This is a genomic window from Streptomyces violaceus (assembly GCF_036014075.1).
In the GTDB taxonomy this organism is placed as follows: domain Bacteria; phylum Actinomycetota; class Actinomycetes; order Streptomycetales; family Streptomycetaceae; genus Streptomyces; species Streptomyces violaceus.
Window position 1 is genome coordinate 1168730 of the sequence record NZ_CP107911.1, and the last position, 20163, is coordinate 1188892.

At 72.4% G+C, this 20163-nt stretch carries 21 protein-coding genes and 1 tRNA gene; 7 read left to right on the forward strand and 15 right to left on the reverse strand.

Annotated elements, in window-relative coordinates; translation table 11 throughout:
- Positions 1-22 precede the first annotated feature (22 nt).
- The 7 genes from OG542_RS05250 to OG542_RS05280 all read left to right on the forward strand — a co-directional run bounded on the left by OG542_RS05250 (position 23) and on the right by OG542_RS05280 (position 6362).
- Positions 23-232: a helix-turn-helix domain-containing protein gene (locus OG542_RS05250; protein ID WP_328408640.1), complete on the forward strand. Its 210-nt coding sequence runs from the start codon at positions 23-25 to the stop codon at positions 230-232.
- A 110-nt stretch (positions 233-342) separates the two neighbouring features.
- Positions 343-1167 carry a hypothetical protein gene (locus OG542_RS05255; protein WP_328408642.1) on the forward strand — a complete coding sequence of 275 codons (825 nt, stop codon included), beginning with the start codon at positions 343-345 and terminating at the stop codon, positions 1165-1167.
- Between the two features lie 146 nt (positions 1168-1313).
- On the forward strand, positions 1314-2126 hold the full coding sequence (locus OG542_RS05260; RefSeq protein ID WP_328408644.1) for an SAM-dependent methyltransferase: 813 nt from the start codon (positions 1314-1316) through the stop codon (positions 2124-2126).
- Positions 2127-2173: 47 nt separating this feature from the next.
- Positions 2174-3577: a glutamine synthetase family protein gene (locus tag OG542_RS05265; protein ID WP_328408646.1), complete on the forward strand. Its 1404-nt coding sequence runs from the start codon at positions 2174-2176 to the stop codon at positions 3575-3577.
- A gap of 1 nt (position 3578) precedes the next feature.
- The gene (locus OG542_RS05270) at positions 3579-4718 is read left to right on the forward strand and encodes an amidohydrolase family protein (protein ID WP_328408648.1); all 1140 of its coding nucleotides are present in this window, start codon (positions 3579-3581) and stop codon (positions 4716-4718) included.
- Between the two features lie 85 nt (positions 4719-4803).
- Entirely contained in the window at positions 4804-5331 is a 528-nt protein-coding gene (locus OG542_RS05275; protein ID WP_184590121.1) for an NUDIX hydrolase family protein, read from the forward strand.
- A 29-nt stretch (positions 5332-5360) separates the two neighbouring features.
- Entirely contained in the window at positions 5361-6362 is a 1002-nt protein-coding gene (locus OG542_RS05280; RefSeq protein WP_328408650.1) for a glycoside hydrolase family 43 protein, read from the forward strand.
- Positions 6363-6416: 54 nt separating this feature from the next.
- On the opposite strand, the gene OG542_RS05285 is transcribed toward OG542_RS05280, so the two are convergent.
- From OG542_RS05285 to OG542_RS05355, 15 genes are all read right to left on the reverse strand, one after another.
- Positions 6417-6490, reverse strand: a tRNA-Pro gene (locus tag OG542_RS05285).
- Between the two features lie 107 nt (positions 6491-6597).
- Positions 6598-6957, reverse strand: coding sequence for an MmcQ/YjbR family DNA-binding protein (locus tag OG542_RS05290; protein WP_184588006.1), 360 nt, complete (start codon positions 6955-6957; stop codon positions 6598-6600).
- A gap of 30 nt (positions 6958-6987) precedes the next feature.
- Positions 6988-7521, reverse strand: a complete 534-nt coding sequence (locus tag OG542_RS05295) for a GNAT family N-acetyltransferase (RefSeq protein WP_328408652.1) — start codon at positions 7519-7521, stop codon at positions 6988-6990.
- Complete coding sequence (locus OG542_RS05300; protein WP_408057722.1) at positions 7518-8075, reverse strand: helix-turn-helix domain-containing protein; 558 nt, start codon at positions 8073-8075, stop codon at positions 7518-7520. The genes OG542_RS05295 and OG542_RS05300 overlap by 4 nt, the downstream gene beginning before the upstream one ends.
- A gap of 67 nt (positions 8076-8142) precedes the next feature.
- Positions 8143-9060, reverse strand: coding sequence for a LysR family transcriptional regulator (locus tag OG542_RS05305; protein WP_261679527.1), 918 nt, complete (start codon positions 9058-9060; stop codon positions 8143-8145).
- Positions 9061-9086: 26 nt separating this feature from the next.
- Positions 9087-10289 (reverse strand): glycine C-acetyltransferase, encoded by a 1203-nt coding sequence (locus OG542_RS05310; protein WP_328408656.1) that lies wholly within the window; start codon positions 10287-10289, stop codon positions 9087-9089.
- 35 nt (positions 10290-10324) lie between these two features.
- Positions 10325-11353 carry an L-threonine 3-dehydrogenase gene (gene tdh, locus OG542_RS05315; protein ID WP_311128855.1) on the reverse strand — a complete coding sequence of 343 codons (1029 nt, stop codon included), beginning with the start codon at positions 11351-11353 and terminating at the stop codon, positions 10325-10327.
- Between the two features lie 154 nt (positions 11354-11507).
- Positions 11508-12080, reverse strand: a complete 573-nt coding sequence (locus tag OG542_RS05320; RefSeq protein WP_184588017.1) for a GAF domain-containing protein — start codon at positions 12078-12080, stop codon at positions 11508-11510.
- A gap of 61 nt (positions 12081-12141) precedes the next feature.
- Complete coding sequence (locus OG542_RS05325) at positions 12142-12771, reverse strand: GTP-binding protein (RefSeq protein WP_311128854.1); 630 nt, start codon at positions 12769-12771, stop codon at positions 12142-12144.
- Positions 12749-13120, reverse strand: a complete 372-nt coding sequence (locus tag OG542_RS05330; RefSeq protein WP_184590123.1) for a DUF742 domain-containing protein — start codon at positions 13118-13120, stop codon at positions 12749-12751. Before OG542_RS05330 ends, OG542_RS05325 begins: the two co-directional genes overlap by 23 nt.
- 2 nt (positions 13121-13122) lie before the next feature.
- Positions 13123-13557 carry a roadblock/LC7 domain-containing protein gene (locus OG542_RS05335; RefSeq protein WP_193477201.1) on the reverse strand — a complete coding sequence of 145 codons (435 nt, stop codon included), beginning with the start codon at positions 13555-13557 and terminating at the stop codon, positions 13123-13125.
- Between the two features lie 68 nt (positions 13558-13625).
- Positions 13626-15614: a sensor histidine kinase gene (locus tag OG542_RS05340; protein WP_328408659.1), complete on the reverse strand. Its 1989-nt coding sequence runs from the start codon at positions 15612-15614 to the stop codon at positions 13626-13628.
- A gap of 469 nt (positions 15615-16083) precedes the next feature.
- Positions 16084-18186: an FAD-dependent oxidoreductase gene (locus OG542_RS05345; protein ID WP_328408661.1), complete on the reverse strand. Its 2103-nt coding sequence runs from the start codon at positions 18184-18186 to the stop codon at positions 16084-16086.
- 6 nt (positions 18187-18192) lie between these two features.
- Positions 18193-19788, reverse strand: coding sequence for a class I tRNA ligase family protein (locus tag OG542_RS05350; RefSeq protein ID WP_328408663.1), 1596 nt, complete (start codon positions 19786-19788; stop codon positions 18193-18195).
- Positions 19785-20144 carry a cupin domain-containing protein gene (locus tag OG542_RS05355; RefSeq protein WP_328408665.1) on the reverse strand — a complete coding sequence of 120 codons (360 nt, stop codon included), beginning with the start codon at positions 20142-20144 and terminating at the stop codon, positions 19785-19787. Before OG542_RS05355 ends, OG542_RS05350 begins: the two co-directional genes overlap by 4 nt.
- Positions 20145-20163 lie beyond the last annotated feature (19 nt).

The window sequence follows — 20163 nt, forward strand, 5'->3', positions numbered from 1 at the left end:
CGGTGTACAGCTTCATTGAACAGTGCGCGGGAGCCCGGAAGCCAGGTCGCTCACCGCTTCCCCGCCGGAACATGGAGGCCAGGGCCTCGGTCGCCGTGCGCTCGATACCGGCCAGGACGGGGTCCAGGTCCTGCGACCGCTGGACGTGGTCCGCCTGGTCGCCCTCGGCCGAACCAACGCCGAGATCGCGGCCTGGGCCTGGCAGAACGGGCACGCACGGGCCGGAGCGTGAGGCGTCCGCGCTCCGGGCGCCGCTCACCCGAACAGTCCGGTGCCAGTGGTGGGCCGTCGGTGCCGGTGGTGCGCTGAGGACCCGCGTCACGTTCTCAGGAGGCACTCCCGATGGCCCGTCGTCCGTCCCCGCTCGCCCGCGTTCTCTCCTCCGCCCTGGCGGCAGGCACATTGCTGAGCACCGCCGCCTGCTCGGACGACGGCGACAGAGACGGATCGCGAGCGTCGGGCATCACCGCGACACAGGTCGCCGGGAAGCAGCAGACCACCTCTCCCACCGCCGACCTCACCACGGAGGCCGCACGGACCGCGCTGATCACCGAGGCGGACATCGAGGACGACTGGAGCCAGGTCAAGGACACGGAGGCCGAGAACTGGCACGACAGCCTGTTCATCGGCACGGTCGACGTCTCCGACTTCCTCACCGCCAAGGCCGACGCCGCCGACTGCCAGCGGCTCCTCGACTCCCTCTTCGACGACGATCTGCTGGGCAGACCGTCGGGATCGTCCGCGCTGCGCGGCTTCGAGGAGGGCAACTCACGCCTGCTGTACCAGGTCGCCTCCTATGACCGGACCGACCCGCAGGGCCCCATGAACTGGATGGCGACCCTGCCGGAGAAGTGCGACCAGTTCACCGCGACCGACGGCGGCGAACAGCGCACCGTCCAGGTCGTCGACACCTCGCTGCCCAAGGTGGGCGACGCGCGTGAAGGCCTGCGCGTGACGGTGCGGGGCACGACCGGGGGCACCCAGGCCACACTGACCGTGGACGTCGCCGCCGTACGCGTCGGCAACGACGCCATCACCGTCACGGCGGGCGGGCTCGACGGGGGCGAGACCGACTCCGTCGAGCAGGCGGTGAAGCTCGGCACCCAGCGCCTGAAGGACGTGCTGGCCGGCAAGACGCCCGCTCCGGACCCCAGCGAGGTCGAGTAGCACGGCCCACCGCTCTCTCCCACGCCGACCCGCCCCGCCGCCCGCCTTCCCGCCTCCGCCGATTCCCGGGACAACGTGATCACCGGAACGGCACAATGGCGGCGATGGCCGGTCTTCCGGTCGCCCGTGCGAGGAGAGGAAGAGACGTGAGTGAGAGCCACACCCCGCCGAGCGGCTCGGCGCGGCTGAACACCGGTGTGGCGCACAACGCGCGCGTGTGGAACTACTGGATCGGCGGCAAGGACAACTACGAGGTCGATCAGCAGGTCGGCGAGCACGTCGCCGGCATGTTCCCGATCATCCGGGACATCGCCCGGGCGGACCGGGAGTTCCTGGGCCGAGCCGTGTCGTTCCTGGCCGGCGAGCGCGGAGTGCGGCAGTTCCTCGACATCGGCACGGGGCTGCCGACGGCGGACAACACCCACGAGATCGCCCAGCGGATCGCGCCCGACTCACGGATCGTCTACGTCGACAACGACCCGATCGTGCTGGTGCACGCCCGCACCCTGCTGACCGGCACCCAGGACGGCGTCACCGCCTACATCGACGCCGACGTGCACGACCCGGACGCCATCCTCGAACGGGCCGGGCACACCCTCGACCTCACCCGGCCCGTCGCCGTCATGATGCTGGGCATCCTCAACTTCGTGCTGGACACCGAGAAGGCCCGGGACATCGTGCGCCGCGTGATGGCCGCGGTCCCCTCCGGCAGCTTCCTGGTCCTCACCCACCCCACCTTCGACGACGAGCTCGGCGGCGCGGGCCAGATCCCGGCCATGAAGTTCTGGAACGAGAACGCCACTCCCCCGATCACCGCCCGCAGCGGCACGGACATCGCCGCGTTCTTCGACGGTCTCGAGCTCCTGGAACCGGGCCTGGTGTCGTGCGGGCAGTGGCATGCCGGGGCCGGCTCGGCCGTGCTGGTACCGCAGTTCGGCGCGGTGGCCGTGAAACCCTGACCCTGGGCGCCGCCCGGTCGTGGAGACGCGGAGGACGAGGAGGACGTATGACCACCCTGCCCGATCCCGTGCCCGGCGGCCGCCCCGGCGACGTCGAGCGGGCCACCGCGCTGAGCGGCGAGCTCTCCGGGCGGGGCGTGCACGGCGTCGTGCTGGCCTATGTCGACACCGCGGGCATCGGCCGGGTGAAGACCGTCCCGACGGCCCGGCTCGCCTCCGCCGCGGCCTGGGGCGTCGGCATGTCCCCGGTGTTCGACACGTTCCTGGCGAACGACTCCATCGTGACCACCGACGTCCTCGGCTCGCCCGACGGCGACCTGCGCCTCTACCCCGACCTCGACCAGCTGGTGGTGCTGGCCGGGCAGCCCGGCTGGGCGTGGGCGCCGGTCGACCGGATCACGCAGGACGGGGAGCGGCATCCCGGCTGCACGCGCACGTTCCTGCGCCGGATCGTCACCGAGGCGGCCGAGCGCCACGGTCTCGCCTTCCGGGCGGCCATCGAGATCGAGTGGACCGTGGCCCGGGGCGACGCGCCCGGCGACACGTTCACGCCCGCGACGACGGGACCGGCGTACGGGGCCGCCCGGCAGGTCGAGCTCGGCGACTACACCGCCGACCTGCTGGCGGCCTGCGCGGCGCAGGGCATCGACGTCGAACAGCTCCATCCCGAGTACGCCGCCGGGCAGTTCGAGATCTCGGTGGGCGCGGTCGATCCGGTGGCGGCGGCCGACCGCAGCGTGCTGGTGCGGCAGACCGTCCGCGCGGTGGCCCAGCGGCACGGGTTCCGGGTCTCCTTCGCCCCCGCCGTCGTGGGACAGGGCGTCGGAAACGGCGGCCACGTCCACCTCTCCGCCTGGCGTGAGGGCGTCAACCTGCACTCCGGGGGCGAGGGCCGGTACGGCACGACGGCCGAGGCGGAGTCGATCACGGCCGGCATCCTCGCCCACCTGCCCGGCCTCACGGCCGTGACCGCCCCGAGCCCCGCGAGCTATCTGCGGCTCAGGCCCTCCCAGTGGGCCGGCGTGTTCACCGCCTGGGGCCGCGAGACGCGGGAGACCGCGCTGCGCGTCATCACCGGCACCGCGGGCCTGCGCGACCAGGCGGCCAACCTGGAGATCAAACCCGTCGACCTGGCCGCCAACCCCTACCTCGCGATCGGCTCCCTGATCGCCGCCGGTCTTGACGGCCTGACGTCGTCCGCCGCCCTGCCCGGGGAGACCACCGGCGACCCGGCACGGCTGGCCGAGGCGGAAGCGGCGGCCCGGGGCGTGAGGCGGCTGCCGGTCTCGCTGCAGGAGGCCGTCGAGGAGTTCCGCGCGGACGAACCGCTGCGGGCGGCACTCGGACCGGTCCTGGCCGACGCGGTGATCGCCGTACGACGGGGCGAACTGGCGTCCGTGGCCGGGCTGGACGACGACCAGACGGCGGCGGCGTACCGCTGGAAGTACTGACGTGAGCGCGGTCCGCGAGACGCTCGACGCCCTGAGCCTGGTCGACCACCACTGCCACGGCACCGTCACCGCCGACCTCGACGGCGCGGCCTTCGAGTCACTCATCACGGAGGGCGACGCCTGGCCTGGCATCTCGCCCTTCGACAGCCCCGTGGGCGTGGCCGTGCGCCGCCACTGCGCTCCCCTCCTGGACCTGCCCCGGCACGCCCCGGTCGAGGAGTACCTCGCCCGCCGCTCGGAACTGGGGTGGCACGAGGTGCAGCGGCGCTTCCTGCGCGCCTCGCGCACGGACGTCCTCTGCGTCGACACCGGCTTCGCCCCCGACCGGCTCACCACCCCGCCCGAACTCGCCGAGGCCGCGAGCGGGTCCGCGTACGAGATCGTACGACTGGAGGGGGTCGCCGAGTCGGTACATGCCACCGGGGTCGAACCGGACGCGTACGCGGACGCCTTCCGCGCGGCCGCGCTCGACGCCGTGCGGCGGCCCGGCGTGGTGGCCGTGAAGTCGGTGGCGGCCTACCGCACCGGCTTCGACCTGGACCCGGCCCGCCCCTCGGACACGGAGGTCACCGAGGCCGCCCGGGGATGGTCGAACCGCGGCGGCCGCCTGGCCGACCAGGTCCTCGTACGGCACCTGCTGTGGACCGCCGTCGACCTGGGGCTGCCGCTCCAGTTGCACACCGGGTTCGGCGACAACGACATCCGGCTGCACCGGGCCGACCCCACGCACCTCACGGACTGGCTCCATCTGACCGCCGGCACGATCCCCGTACTGCTGCTGCACTGCTGGCCCTACCAGCGGCAGGCCGCCTACCTCGCGGCGATCTTCGAGCAGGTGTACCTCGACGTCGGTCTCACCCTGCACTACGTCGGCCCCGCCCGGGCCGGTGCGGTCCTCGCGGAGGCCCTGGAGATCACACCGTTCCGCAAACTGCTGTACAGCTCCGACGCGTACGGTGTGGCCGAGTTCTTCCACCTCGGGGCGCTCGCCTTCCGGCACGGGCTCGCGGGGCTGCTCCAGGAGCGGGTGGACGCCGACGAGCTGTCCCTGCCGGACGCGCTGCGCATCGCGCGGTGGGCCGGGCGGGACAACGCCCTGCGGGTCTACCGGCTGCCGGACGACAGGCCGGAAGGGGATTAGGACGGCGTGGGGCCGGTCACAGTTCCCCTGGAGCGGCTATCCAGGAAGTCCGAACGGCTGAAAGTATGATCAATCAATGTCTGACATGACCGAAACCACGCCCGGCTGGCTGTCCTCCGACGAACTGGAGATGACACGCGCTCGCATGCCGATCCTGTACGTCGACGCCGTTCCGGTACGCGTCGACGACAGCGGCGAAGTCACCAGTGTCGGCGTGCTGCTGCGCATCGGGCCCGACGGAACGGTCAGCCGGACGCTGGTCTCCGGCCGCGTCCTGCACCACGAACGCGTCCGTGACGCCCTCCTGCGCCACCTGGAGAAGGACCTCGGCCCGGTCGCGCTCCCCCGCGTGCCCGCGTCGCTCCAGCCCTTCACGGTCGCGGAGTACTTCCCGACGCACGGCGTCACGCCGTACCACGACCCCCGCCAGCACGCGGTGTCGCTGGCCTACATCGTGCCGGTGACGGGCGACTGCCGGCCCCGGCAGGACGCGCTCGACCTTGATTGGTTCAGCCCGCAGGAGGCCGTCTCGGAGGCGGTGCAGAGCGAGATGCCGGGCGGACACGGCGTGCTGCTGAAGCAGGCGCTGGCCCACGCGGGCTGTGTGATCTGACGGGCGCGGGCCCTCACGAAGGGGAACCGATGCGGCTTCCCGGCATGCCGCTGCACGATCCGTTCGTCGTCGCCGACGGCGAGACCCGCACCTACCACCTCTACACGTCCAACGTCCCGTCCGTGTCGGGCGTGGACGGCACCGGCACGATGGTCTACCGCAGCCACGACCTGCGCGACTGGACGCGCCCCGTCGTGGTGTTCCGGACCGCCGAGCAGGAGGGAATCTGGGCGACGGACGGTGCGTGGGCGCCGGAGGTGCACGCGTGGGACGGCAGGTACTACCTGTTCACCACGCTGCACAACGAGGACAGACCCCTCCCGGTCCCACCGCCCAACCAGTGGGGTGTCCCGTTCGGGACCCCGACCCATATGCGCGGCACGATCACGGCGGTCTCCGACTCACTGCTCGGCCCCTTCACCGTGCTCGACCCCGCACGCCCCGTCCCGCCCGAGCACCTCATGACCCTCGACGGCACGCTGTACACCGACCCGTCCGGGCAGCCCTGGATGGTGTACGCGCACGAGTGGCTCCAGACCATCGACGGAACGATGGAGGCGATCCGGCTGTCTCCGGATCTGTCCCGGACGACCGGCGACCCGGTCTACCTCTTCAAGGCCTCGGACGCGCCCTGGACCGCCGAGCAGATCCCCGCCGGCGTACCGCACCAGCTCCCGCCCTACATCACCGACGGCCCCCAGCTGTACCGCACCCCTGACGGGTCCCTGCTCATGCTGTGGTCGACCTACGAGAAGAACGCGGCCGGCCGGGACGGCACCGTCAGCGGCGGCTACGTACAGACCTACGCCGTATCGAGATCCGGGCACGTCCAAGGGCCGTGGGAGCAGCACCGGCCGCTGGTCCGCGGCGACAGCGGCCACGGCATGCTGTTCCACACCTTCGACGACCGGCTGATGATGATCCTCCACCGGCCCTTCGAGAACGCCCGCGGGAAGCTGTACGAGATGCGGCTGCGCGATCACGAGCTGGAGGTACTGCGCCGGCGCGACGACCTCGACGGCGGCGGCTGACGCCACAACGCAATCAGCGGGCCCGCCTTCCGGCAGACCCGCTGGTCGACTCTGTCGGGACGACAGGATTTGAACCTGCGACCCCTTGACCCCCAGTCAAGTGCGCTACCAAGCTGCGCCACGTCCCGTTGCCCGTCTGACCTGGGGGTTCCCCCGGCCGAACGCGCAGGGAAACAATACCGCACTCGCGCCGGTGACCGCGCATCCGTTTCCGGGGTCCGACCCCCCGAGGACGTCACGCTTCCGTCGGGAGTCCCAGCCGGGGATGCGCCTCCAGGAGCCGGTTCGGGGCCGCCTGGCGCCAGGAGTCGGCGAGGATGATCCGCAGTTCACCCTCGTCCTCCAGCGCGTCGAGCCGGGCCCGCACCCAGGCGAACGACGCCTCGTGGTCGGCGATCCAGAATTTCTTCGGCTCGGCGAGCACCAGTTCGTCCCGCTCCACCTTGGGGCAGCGCACGGCGACGGACGTCTCTTCCTCGGGCAGCGTCGCGAACATCTTTCCCGCGACCCGGAACGTGGGCATGCTCCAGGCGATCTTCTCCGTCGTGTCCGGCAGGGAGAGGGCGATACGTCGTACGTCTTCGGCATCCGGCATGGCAGGCACGGTAGCCGCTCCCACTGACAGTCACCTGGTGAGAGCGCCTGCGGGTACGTGCTTGTAGTAGATCGTCGTCGGCCGGAGCACTCCGTCGGGGCTCGCCGCATAGTCCGGGATCGCGCCGATCGCGGTCCAGCCGGCGGACCGGTACAGACGCTCGGCGGGGCTGCCGGTCTCGGTGTCCAGGTGCAGGAGGGTGACCCCGGCCGCCGCGGCGGCCTCCTCCGCCGTCGCGAGGAGCCTGCGGCCGAGGCCGCGTCCGCGGGCGTCCGGGTCCACCATGAGCTTGACGAGTTCGGCGCGGTGACGGCTGTTGGCCTTGCCGGGGAAGGCGAGGCTCACGGTGCCCAGCACCCGGTCCCCGTCGTACGCGGCCCACACGACGAGCCGGCCCGCGGCCACGTCGGCGGCCCGCTCCTCCCACCAGGCGAGAGCCTCGGCGCGGTCGAGCGGAGCGAGGAAGCCGACCGAGGCACCGGCGTTGACGGTATCGGCCAAGAGACCCGCCAATCCCCCGGCACCCTTGCGGAGTTGAGCTTCGTCGAGACGGTTGACGATCATGGCCGCACCACCGCCAGCAGATACCGCACGCCGTCGGGAGCGGCGCACCGGAACCGGGTCGGCCCCCACACACGCATGCGCAGGCAGTCGCCGGTGCCGAGGTGGTGCTCGGTGTCCTGCGCGGTCACGTCGAGGGCGCCTTCCAGGACCCAGATGTGCTGCTCGAGGCCGGCGACGGGCGGACGGTCGTAGGCGATGTCGGCGCCGGGCGAGAGGCGGGCCTCGACGAGTTCGCCGCGCAGGGCGGAGTGCGGCGGGGACACGGACCGTCGGACGAAACCGGAGGCCTGGTCCTGCCACAGGGGCTGGTCGGTCGCGCGCACCACGGGTGCCGGTTCGGCCTCGACCTCGCTGAGCAGCTGGGACATGGTCCGCCCGTAGACGGCGCACAGACGGTTCAGGAGCGAGGCCGTGGGGCTGATCTCCGCCCGCTCGGCCCGGGACAGGGTGGACCGGCTCACTCCGCTGCGGTCGGCCAACTCGCCCAGGGACCAGCCGTGTTCGGCCCGCAGCTCGGCCAGGCGGACGCCCAGCCGGGTGTCGACGGGGTCCACACCATCATCATCGATTCTCACATCCGGGACGCTATCCCGGATATGAGACACCGAGGTTTCGCGGTCCTCACACCGGTAGCGGCTGCGCCTGGGCCGCCGCGCCGAGCGCGTCCAGCACCGGGCGGATCAGGGGATGCTCCTCGGCTCCCCGGCGTACGGCGGCGAAGACGCGCCGGGTGGGGGCGGTGCCGTCGACGGGGCGGACGACCACGCCCGTGAGGTCCATGCCGCGCAGCGCCGAGCGCGGTACGAGGGCGACGCCGGCGTCGGCGGAGGCGAGGGCGACGACCGCGCGGAAGTCGTCCGAGGAGTGCTCCATGCGGGGCTGGAAGCCGGCGTTCTCGCAGGCCAGGACGACCACGTCGTGGCAGGGGTTGCCGGGGTACGGGCCGATCCAGGGGTCCTTGGCCAGTTCGGCGAGCGGGACCTCCGGCGCGCCGGACAGACGGTGGGTGACCGGCACGACCGCGTCGAAGGGCTCGGCGTATAGCGGGACGTGGGCCAGCCTCGGGTCGTCGGCGGGCGGGGCACCGCGGTACTCGACGGCGACGGCGACATCGACCTGCCGGTCCAGCACCATCGGCAGACTGGCGTCGCCCTCGGCGTCCTGGACGCGGAGATGGATCCCGGGCGCCGACTCGGCGAGCCGGGCCACCGCGGGCGCCACGACCAGGGCGATGCCGGTCGCGAAGGAGGCGACCGTGACGGTGCCCGCCGCTCCCGAGCTGTACGCGGCCAGCTCGGCCTCGGCCCGCTCCAGCTGGGCGAGGACCGCGTTGGTGTGGTCGAGCAGGATCTCGCCGGCGGGGGTGAGCCGTACGCCCTTGGCGCCGCGCTCGACGAGCCGGTGCCCCGTCTCCTGCTCCAGCGCGGCGAGCTGCTGGGACACGGCCGACGGGGTGAGGTACAGCGCGGCGGCAGCCGCCGTCACCGTACGGTGGTCCGCCACCGCACGGAGGATGTGGAGCCGCCGCGCTTCGATCATGCGATCGATTGTCTCAAATGCGCCGCTCAGGCCTGCTCGGCGTCCAGCTCGGCCCGCGCCGCCACGAACGCGTCCACCGCTCGGTCGACGTCCTCCGTCGAGTGCGCGGCCGACAGCTGCACCCGGATCCGGGCCTGCCCCTGCGGCACGACCGGGTAGGAGAAGCCGATCACGTAGACGCCGCGCTCCAGCAGCAGCTCCGCCATACGGCCGGCGACCGCCGCGTCACCGATCATCACCGGTGCGATCGCGTGATCGCCGGGGAGGACGTCGAAGCCCTCCTCGGTCATACGGCCGCGGAAGAGGGCCGTGTTCTCGGCGAGCCGGACCCGCAGGTCGTCCGCCGACTCCAGCAGGTCGATGACCTTCAGGGAGGCCGCCGCGATCACCGGGGCGAGCGTGTTGGAGAAGAGGTACGGCCGGGAGCGCTGGCGCAGCAGGGCGACGATCTCGGCGCGGGCCGCCACATAGCCGCCGGACGCGCCGCCGAGCGCCTTGCCGAGGGTGCCGGTGATGATGTCGACGCGGTCCATGACACCGTGCAGCTCGGGCGTTCCGCGCCCGCCGGGGCCGACGAAGCCGACGGCGTGCGAGTCGTCGACCATGACCATCGCGTCGTAGCGGTCGGCCAGGTCGCAGATATCGCGCAGCGGCGCCAGGTAGCCGTCCATGGAGAAGACGCCGTCGGTGACGATCAGCCGGCGGCGCGCGTCGGACGCCTCCTTCAGCCGGGCCTCCAGCTCGGCCAGATCCCGGTTGGCGTAGCGCAGGCGGCGGGCCTTGGACAGCCGGATGCCGTCGATGATCGAGGCGTGGTTGAGCGCGTCGGAGATGACCGCGTCCTGAGGACCGAGCAGTGTCTCGAACACGCCGCCGTTGGCGTCGAAGCAGGAGGAGTACAGGATCGTGTCCTCCTGGCCGAGGAACGCCGACAGCCGCGCCTCGAGTTCCTTGTGCACCTCCTGCGTGCCGCAGATGAAGCGGACGGAGGCCATGCCGTAGCCCCAGCGGTCCAGGGCCTCGTGGGCGGCGGCGACGACCTCGGGGTGGTCGGCGAGGCCGAGGTAGTTGTTGGCGCAGAAGTTGAGGACCTCGCCGGGGCGGCCGCCGGCGGTGACGTTGACGGTGGCGGACTGCGGGGTGCCGATCACGCGCTCGGGCTTGTGCAGGCCTGCGGCGCGGATCTCGTCGAGGGTGGCGCGCAGGTCGTCGCGCACGGAGTCGAACATGAGGGGCTCCTGAAATGCTTGCGGGACAGGGGGGTTTACGCGGTCCAGTCGAGGATGACCTTGCCGCCGCGGCCGCTCGCCGCGTCGGCGAACGCCGCCTCGAAGTCGCGGAAGCCGTACCGGCCGGTGATCACGGGCGAGAGGTCGAGGCCGCCTTCGAGCAGCACGGACATCGCGTACCAGGTCTCGAACATCTCGCGGCCGTAGATGCCCTTGACGGTGATCATCGAGGTGACGATCCGGGCCCAGTCGACGGGGAACTCCTCGGCGGGCAGGCCGAGCATCGCGATCCGGCCGCCGTGCGTCATGTTGGCGATCATGTCGCGCATGGCCTCGGGGCGGCCGGACATCTCCAGGCCGATGTCGAAGCCCTCGCGCAGACCGAGCGCGCGCTGCCCGTCGGCGATGGTGGCGCCGGAGACATCGAGCGCGAGGCTCACACCGATCTTGCGGGCCAGCTCCAGCCGCTCCTCGCTGACGTCGGTGATCACGACGTTGCGGGCGCCGGCGTGCCTGGCCACGGCGGCGGCCATCAGACCGATCGGACCCGCACCGGTGATCAGGACGTCCTCGCCGACGAGCGGGAACGACAGCGCGGTGTGCACGGCGTTGCCGAACGGGTCGAAGATCGCGGCCACGTCGAGGTCGACGGGCACCCGGTGCACCCAGACGTTGGCGGCGGGCAGAGTCACGTACTCGGCGAACGCCCCGGCCCGGCCCACACCCAGCCCCACGGTGGCACGGCACAGATGGCGGCGGCCCGCCTGGCAGTTACGGCACTTGCCGCACACCAGATGGCCCTCGCCGCTCACCCGGTCACCGATGCCGATGTCGGTGACGTCCCGCCCGGTCTCGACGACCTCGCCGACGAACTCGTGGCCGAGCACGAGCGGGGTGCTGATGGCCTGCCGCGCCCAGCCGTCCCAGGCCCTGATGTGCAGGTCGGTGCCGCAGATCCCGGTGCGCAGCACCTTGATCAGTACGTCGCCGGGCCCGACGGCGGGCTCCGGGACGTCCGTGAGCCACAGCCCGGGCTCCGCCTTCTCTTTGACCAGCGCCTTCACCGCTAGGGCTCCTGTGGGTGAGTCCCGGCTCCGGGCATGCCGAACAAGCCCCTGGGCCGGGAGAGGAGTGGGATCGCACAGCAATCTGCCGTACGGCGGCCGCACTGGTCCATCGAGGATTTCTTAAGCGCCGTCGCAGCTTTCCTTCACGCCCTCAGTAAGGCAGCGAGCCGTCCAGACCCTCCAGCCGCAGGACGAGGTGCGCGGCGTGTTCCTTGATGGCCGTCAGGCCCGGCTTCCCCCAGGGCCGCGGCTCGACGTCGGCGACACTGACCGTGCCCAGCACCAGCCCCGTGCCGTCGAGGAGCGGTGCCCCCAGATAGGAGCGGATGCCGAACTCGTCGACCACCGGATTGCCCGCGAACCGCGGATAGTCGCGGACGTCCTCCAGGACCAGGGCCTTGCGTCGCGCCACCACATGGGGGCAGAAGCCATGGTCGCGGGGCAGGGCACGGCCCACCTGAGGGCTGGTGCCGTCGCCGCGCACCACCGGCGCGACAGCCGGGACGTACAGGCCCGCGTAGAACTGCCGCTGCTCGTCCGGGAAGTTGACCATGGCGTACGGCGCCCCGGTGAGCTCGGCGAGACGGCGCGCGAAGGCGTCGAGTGCGGGTTCGGGGCGTTCCCCCAGACCCAGCCTGCGCAGTCGGTGGGTGCGGGCGGGGGCCTCCTTGTCCTCGGGGGTGAGCAGCAGACGACCGGCCGGGCGCGGCGGGTCGTAGCTCATGGGCGAACTCGCGAAGTGTGGGCATGCGTCATATAGGGGCTCCGTGGCAGGCGTTGAGGGGTCACATGTGGGCGCCGTAGCCCGTCGTGGGGGCCGGGGTGTGGGCAATGAGGTGGCGCACGAGGGTCAGCAGGGTCCGGACACCGGAGCTGGAGATCCGGGCGTCGCAGCACACGACGGGGACGTCCTCGGTCAGGTCGAGGGCCCCGCGCACCTCCTCGGGGTCGTAGCGGTGGGAACCGTCGAACTCGTTGACGGCGACGATGAAGCCGAGGCCGCGCTGCTCGAAGAAGTCGACCGCCGCGAAACACTCCTCCAGACGGCGGGTGTCGGCGAGGATGACCGCCCCGAGAGCGCCTTCGCACAACTCGTCCCACATGAACCAGAACCGCTCCTGGCCGGGTGTGCCGAACAGGTACAGCACGTGTTTCGGGTCGAGGGTGATGCGGCCGAAGTCCATGGCCACGGTCGTCTCGACCTTGTTCTCGATGCCGTCGAGGTTGTCGGTCGCGGCACCGACGGTGGTGAGAAGCTCCTCCGTGCTGAGCGGCGCGATCTCGCTGACCGCGCCGACGAAGGTCGTCTTGCCCACGCCGAACCCGCCCGCGACCAGGATCTTGAGCGCGGTGGGGAACGGATCGGCGCTGTCGCGCGGTCCGTCGGCGTAGTCAGAGCTGTCGTCGTAGTCCATCGAGCACTGCCTCCAGAAGAGCCCGGTCCGTCGGGTTGTGGTGGAACGCGGGGGGCTTGGTGGTCAGCGCCCCGCAGTCCACGAGGTCCGCCAGCAGCACCTTGGTGACGGCCACCGGCAGTTTCAGATGGGCGGCGACCTCGGCGACCGCGACGGGCACGCGGCACCGCTCGAGCGCCTGCGCGTGTTCGGGGCCGAGGTAGCCGAGGGGGGTCGCCCCGGTGGCCATCAGCTGCGACACGAGGTCGAGCGCGACGGTGGGACGGGTTCGGCCGTTGCTGACCGTGAACGGGCGCACCAGGCGCCCGGCCGCGTCGTCGAGCCAGGGCCCGTCACCGGCCGCCGTCATGGTCAAGGCCTCATCGCCGGGGATTCGACGGACTGCTGCCGGGGAGCGGTGACCAGGTAGGGGCGGACGCTCTTGACGAGCATCGCCATCTCGTAGCCGAGCACGGCCGCGTCGGCCTCGCGGCCGGCGAGCACGGCCAGGCAGGTGCCGGAGCCGGCGGTGGTGACGAACAGCAGGGTCGAGTCGAGTTCGACGACGACCTGCCGAACGTCACCGCCGTCGCTGAAGCGGACACCGGCGCTGCGGCCGAGGGAGTACAGGCCGGAGGCCAGGGCCGCCATGTGGTCGGCGCTGTCCGGGTCGAGGCCGTGCACGGACTTCACGAGCCCGTCGCAGGACAGGAGCACCGCAGCGTTCGTGTGCGGTACGCGCTGCACGAGGCCGCTCATCAGCCAGTCGAGATCGGATACCTGGGCGGTCGGCGCATCGCTCGCCATGGTGGATCGACTCCTTGGGGTACGAAGGTCTGCGGGAGCGCTGGGGGTGGGGGTGGAAACGGGGGTGGTCATCCGGCGGGTGCGCTCCCGTCCTGCCGGGTGGCGGTGCTGTGGTCGGTGTGCGCCGGCTCCAGGTGCGCCGGCTGCTCCCTGTCGCCCCGGCCCATGTCCCCGGAATCCATGTGCTGTTGTGCCTCGGCGAGGCTGATGCCGCGCTGGAAGGCCGCCATCAGACCGGGGTCGTGACCGACGAGGTACTCGGGGTCCTGGCGCGGCGTGGGACCGTCGCGCAGCTGGGGTGCGATGTGCTCCTGGGCGCGACGGCGGGGCAGTTGGGGTTTGCCCATGGTGCCGCGCACGGCGCCGTTGCGGGGGGTGGGCGGCTCGGTCACGTTCCCGGCGAGGACGCGTCGGTCGTCCGGGCTGATCCCGGGCCGTGCCTCGGCCGGGGTGGGACGCTCCCGACGGGCCCCGCGTACGGGCAAGGGCGCGGGGTGGCCGTTCCTCGGGGTATCAGCACCCGAGTCCGGTTCGGCTTCCCGCTGGTGCGCTCGGAACGCGGCGGGTGCGGAGGGCGGGATCGACGGCCGTGCCTCGGAAGCGGCACCCGACACGGACGAGAATCCGTACCCCGTCGAGGACCCTGAGGACCCTGACGCGGGCGCGGAGCCGGAATCGGGCGAGCCTCCAGGGCCGCCTCCGCCGGGCACCGCCCCCTCGGCCGAGGACGACCTCCGGGTCTCCGCTCGGGCTCCGCCCTCGGGCACCGTCCCGGCACCGGCACCGGCTCCCGCCCCGGCCTGTCCGCCCTCCGGCTGCCCGGCGCCCTCCGGCGCATCCGCCTCCGCCCCCAGCAGCGCCTGCGGCACGACGAGCACCGCCTGCACTCCGCCGTAGATGTTGGTCTGGAGGCGGACGTTGATGCCGTGCCGCCGGGCGAGCTGTGAGACCACGAACAGGCCGATACGGCCGTCCGCGAGGAGCCGGGCGACGTTCACCTGGTCCGGGTCGGCGAGCAGGGCGTTCATCCGGATCTGCTCCTCGACGGGCATGCCGAGTCCCCGGTCCTCGACCTCGACGGCGAGCCCGGAGGTGACGAGGTTGGCGCGCAGCAGCACCTGGGTCTGCGGGGCGGAGAACACCGTGGCGTTCTCGACGAGTTCGGCGAGCAGGTGGATGACGTCGGCGACGGCGTGGCCGCGCAGGGTGCCGTCGATCGGCGGCACGAGCTTGACCCGCGAGTACTGCTCGACCTCGGCGATGGCAGAGCGCAGCACCTCGGTCATGGAGACCGGGTTGCTCCACTGGCGGCGGGAGACCGCCCCGCCGAGCACGGCGAGGTTCTCGGCGTGCCGGCGGATGCGGGTGGCGAGGTGGTCGACGTGGAAGAGCCCCTTCAGCAGCTCGGGGTCCTCCATCTCGTTCTCCAGCTCGTCGAGGATGGAGATCTCTCGGTGCACCAGTGACTGCAGGCGCCGGGCGAGGTTGACGAACACCTCGAGCTTCTGTTCGCTGCCCGCCTGGCTGGAGAGCTGCGCGGCCTCGACGACGGCGGTGAGGGCGCCGTCGTGCGCACGGGTCAGGTCGGCGGCGAGGAGGTCGAAGTCGTCGGCGTCCTCGGCGGGACCGCCACGCTGATCGTCGGGACCCTGCTGGGGCGGGCCGTCGCCGCGGCGCAGCGTCTCGACCAGGGCGCGCAGGTCGGCCTCGCGCCGCGCGGTGGTGCGGCGCAGGACGCCGATGCGGTCGTGCACGGACCGGGCGGCCCGGTTGGCGGCCACCGCGGCGACGACGATGCCGACGAGGGTCACCGAGACCGCCCCGGCGAGCACGGCCCACAGTGTGAGGCCCGGCCGCGCTCCGGTGGACCGGACGGTGAAGAGGACGGCGGCACAGCCGCTGAGGGCGACGGCGACGGGCGGCAGCACGGCGAGACGCAGCAGTTGGGGCCGTATGTGGGTCTCGGGCAGCGCGGGTGCGGTGCGGGCGGCCGGCCGCCCGTGCCGCCCGCCCTCACGGCGGTCTGCGCGGGTGGCCGGGGCGCGGAGGTGAGACATCGGTGTCCTCGTGCTGGTCCGTCGGTCCGGGGTGCCAGGGGGGCTCGCGGCCGTGCGATCGGGCTCGCGTGGCCGCTTCCGCGCCCTCCGGGCCGTCTGGCCGGAGGCCACGGCCCTAGCCGTACCGGCGTCGGTGGTGCGTGGGCGGCGGGGATCCCCGTCGCGTCGACTCCCTCGTCCGCCTTGCGCCTGCACGTGCCGGTCCCCGCTCCCTGATCCGCCCTGTTTCCCGACGGCCACTGACAGTAGTCGCCAGCGCATCATGTGCGGTGGGCAGTTGACAAACTCATACGCTGAGCGTCCTGCTCTGGCATGAGGTCTCGTACGACAGATCGATAACCAACTCGCCCATCCGGCCACGAACGGAAGCGACTCGATCCGACCTGGTCAGAAGCGGTCACACGCAAATGGCGAGGGTCGGGGAGCCTCTAGCTCCCGACCCTCGCCGACTGCCTTCCGTCTGCCCCCGTCAGCCCGCCGGGAGCGTTTCGGGGTCTTCAGTACCCTTGGCCGACCCGCCCCGGTCGTCACTCATCGTATCGGCCTGGGCCATGGCTGCCGCGTCCGACCTGCCCCCGATCGTGGCGTCGGTCCATGCCCGCGCAGGAGGGCCGCCCGCAGGGCGAGCGCGGGCAGCCAGCTCCGCCGCCGCTTCCGCCGCCGCCGGAGCCGACTTGAAACCGGAGCCCGACCAGCCCGCCGCCACCACGGTGTGCGGAAGGCCGGGCACGGGTCCCAGCAGAGCTGCCGGACTGACGTACAGATCGCGGCCGCGGACGCTGGTGAGCGCCCTCGCCGCGGTCAGGAACGGCAGCCGCGGACCCACCCGTTCTCGGAGAAGGCCGACCTGGGCAGCCGTCAGGGCGGTGTCGGTGGTGGGCGGCACGTCCCACTCCTCGACCGGAAATCCGGCCAGTACCGCGTCCAGGCCGTCGGGCCGTGCCCACATCCCGGTGGTCAGGTCGACCAGCGCGGGGAACGGGGCGCTCCCCGTCCCGTCCGGCCGCTCGAATATCACGTACTGGATGCGTTTGGTGCGGGCGGTGTGCCCGGCCGGCCAGTGTTCACCGAGCAGTTCGGGCGTGCCGCAGCCCGCAGCCAGCACCGCCGCCGCCGCGTGCAGCCGACCGTCCACGTCGACTCCGGAACCGGCGTCGCCGGCCAGCGTCCGCGCCGCCGGGCCGGGCACGATGTGCGCCCCGGCACGGCGGGCCCGGTCCGCCATCGCGGCCAGCGCCACGGCCGCCACCGCGTACCCGCCGCCCGGCTCCCACACCGCGCCCTCGAGACCTTCGCCCTCGATCAGGGGCCAGCGGCGGGTCACGTCGTCGATGTCCAGGACCTCGGCGGCAAGGCCCCCGGCGACCAGGTCGGAGACTCCCTCGTCCGCGGCGGCCCTGCCCCCGGGCCCGAACAGGACCAGCGAGCCGGTCCTGCGGAACCCATGGGTGGCCGCCCGCTCTTCGCGACCCCACAGAAGCTGGAAGGATCTGATCCCCCGGGCCCGTTCGGCGGTGTCGGCCTCGTAGGCTCGCACCAGTGCCCCGGAGACCGTGCTGGCGGCGTCTCCAGCGCCGTCCAGCAGCGCCACCGACCGTCCCCGCTCCGCGACTTCGGCCGCCGTCGCCCTGCCGACCACGCCCGCGCCGACCACTGCCACGTCGAAGGAATCCCGGGGCGTGGGAGGGACGGCGACGGGCAGCACCTCCCAGCCGGCGCCGGGCGAGCCGTTCACCGGCTCACCTCGGGCGTCCAGCGCACAGGCCAGTTCGCCCCGCACGGTCTCCACCAGCCGCTCACCACGGCGCTCCGGATGCTTGCCGAGGGCTCCCGCCAACGCCGCGCAGGCCGCCACGACCCGTGCCGCGGGTCCTCCGGTCAGCCGCGCGACCCGTACGCCCTCGACCGCGGCCCCGGCAAGCTCGGCGAACTCGGGTATGTCGCAGTCGTCGGTCGCGACGATCCACTGTCCCGGATCCACCGGCGCCCGGCTCCGCAGCAGTGCGGCCGCCCCGTGGTGGACACCGCACAGCGCGACCGCCGCCCCCGGGGTCGTACGCCACTCGGAGTGGACACCCACCGACAGCTCCGGCTCGGCGGCCTCCCGAAGGAGTCCGGCGAGCCGCAGCCCGTAGCCGGTACCGTCGTGCACCACGTCCAGGCACTCGTACCCCTGCTCGCGGCAGGCCGCCACCACGGCCGCGGCCTGCCCGGCATCGTCGGAGCACAACCTCAGCGCGAGGCCGTCGGACCCGTCGAGCAGTCCGGGGGCCGTGGCGAGCGGCAGCAGCACCGGCAGCCGGTGCTCCCGGTAGACCGGCAGGGCGTCGCGGGCACCGAGGCTGTTGAAGTGGCCGACGACCGCGGCGAACCCGCCGTCGGTGACGACCTCGCACGCCCTGACTCCGCCCTGCTCCGCGTCACCCCGGTCGTCGAAGAACTCCCACTCGACCGGGGCCCGGCGCACCGAGTCGACCGCACCGCTCAGGAGTTCGCCCCAGGCGGCGCGCGGCCCGCTGAAGGGGCCCACCACGGCAACCCGGGGGCGCCGGCGCACTTCCCGTGTTCGCATCGGCCGTCAGCTCCCGAACACCGGGCCGTCCGGCAGCGTGAGCACCGTCCCCGCCGGGGGCGGGGCCAGCGCCGCCGCGTCCACGCGCCGCGCGGGGTCCCACCCCAGGGCCTCGCTCAGCCGGGCGGCGCCCACGGGGACGACCGGGGCCGCCCAGGCGGCCAGCGCCGATGCCACGGCGAGTTCGCCGCTCAGGGCAGCCCGATACGCGTCGCGGCCCGCGGGGCGTTCCCGCTCGTGGCTGTGGACATGTCCGAAGTCCGCCCCGCAGCGTACGACTTCGTCGAGGAGATCGACCGCGCGGCGGGTGTCGAACCCCTCGACGGAGTAGGCCTCGCGCAGCTCGCCGCAGAGACGGGTGAGGCGCGCTTCGAGCAAATCCCAGCCGCCGGCCCCGGCCGGTCGCTGGGCCGGGACGACGCCGCCCGTCTCCGCGCGCAGGGCCTGGACCAGGCGGTTCAGCCAGTCGTTCCACACGGTGTCGAGGTGCTCGCGAGCCCGGACGAGGTCGCCGCGGCTGAAGTTGGTCTGGCGGCCGTTGGGCCGGTCACGGAGCACGTGGAAGCGCAGGGCGTCGGCGCCGCCCTCCTTCAGCGCCTCCAGCGCCCACACCGCGTGGCGGCGGCTCGTGGAGAACTTCTTTCCCTCCAGCCGGTAGAACTCGTTGACGACGAACGCCCTGGCCAGCGGCATCTCCGGGTCCCAGGCCATGAACAGCGCCGGGAAGAGGACGGCGTGGAAGTAGCCGTTGTCGAAGCCGAAGAACTGGACGGGCCCGACACCGGGCCGGGCGGAGTCGGGATCGCACTGCAGGAGGTACCCCGGCGCCATCTCGAACCAGACGAAGATCCGCTGGTCCTCGAAGCCGGGCACGGTCACCGGGACACCCCATTGGGAGGGGTGACTGACCGCGATCTCCGGCATGCCGTCCCCGAGCATCCGCTCGCACAGTGCGCGCAGGTGCGGAGGCATCGGCGTGTCGCGCCAGAAGCGGGCCAGGCGGTCGGCGAAGGGCGCCAGCGGCAGGTAGAGGCGGGTCTGGGGGCGCAGCTCAGCCGTCGCGCCGCACACGGCGCAGTGCGGATCGATGAGGTCACCGCAGTCGTTGGGCCGGCCGCACGGCTCGCAGGCGTTGCCGCTGGAGCCGCTGCCGCAGTGCGGGCAGCCTCCGGAGACGTACGCCTCGTAGAGCCAGCGGTCGCAGGGCGCGCAGTAAGGGAGCGGCCGGGTGCGGGGCACCAGGACTCCGGTGTCGTACAGCTTCTGGAAGAACGCCTGGACGAACTCGGCGTATCCCGGGTCGCGGCGCGGCGCGATCAGCCGGTCGAAGTCGGCTCCGGCGAGTTCCCAACCACGGGTGATGCGCTCGCCGTTGATGTCCGCGACCTCCTCTCCGGTGTGTCCGTCGAGTTCCCCGCGCACGGCGACGTAGCTCTGGTGGTCGTCGAGGCCGCTGGTCATCAGGACGCGCTCGCGCTCGGCGAGAGTGAAGCGGCGCAGCACGTCGGCGGCGAGATAGGGGCCCGCCATGTGACCCACGTGGAGTTCGCCGTTGGGCGTGGGCGGGGTCGCGGTGATCCAGGTAAGGGTGGAGGCGCTCATGCCTCCTCCCCGTTCTTCGGCTCGTGCAGGGGCCAGTAGAAGGAGACCCAGCTGAGGCCGGTGTCACCCAAGTTGTGCACGACGTGGGCCTGGTTGCGGGGAATGACCAGCACCGTGCCGGCGTCGATGGCGGCGCTCTCCTCGCCGACGTCGACCGTGCCCCGGCCGCCTAAGGTGATCATCACCTCGTCCTGATCATGACAGTCGGGTGCGGATCTGTCCCCCGCGGAAAGGAAGCAGGCCATGGCGCCGAAGGGCGGCTCCTCGTCCTGTCCGGCCCAGGGCACCAGGCGCTGGCAGGCCATGCCGAACTCCGGGGCCGCGTTCTCTTCGTGGATACGGTACGTCCTGATCATGTGCCTCTCGTTCTCTCAG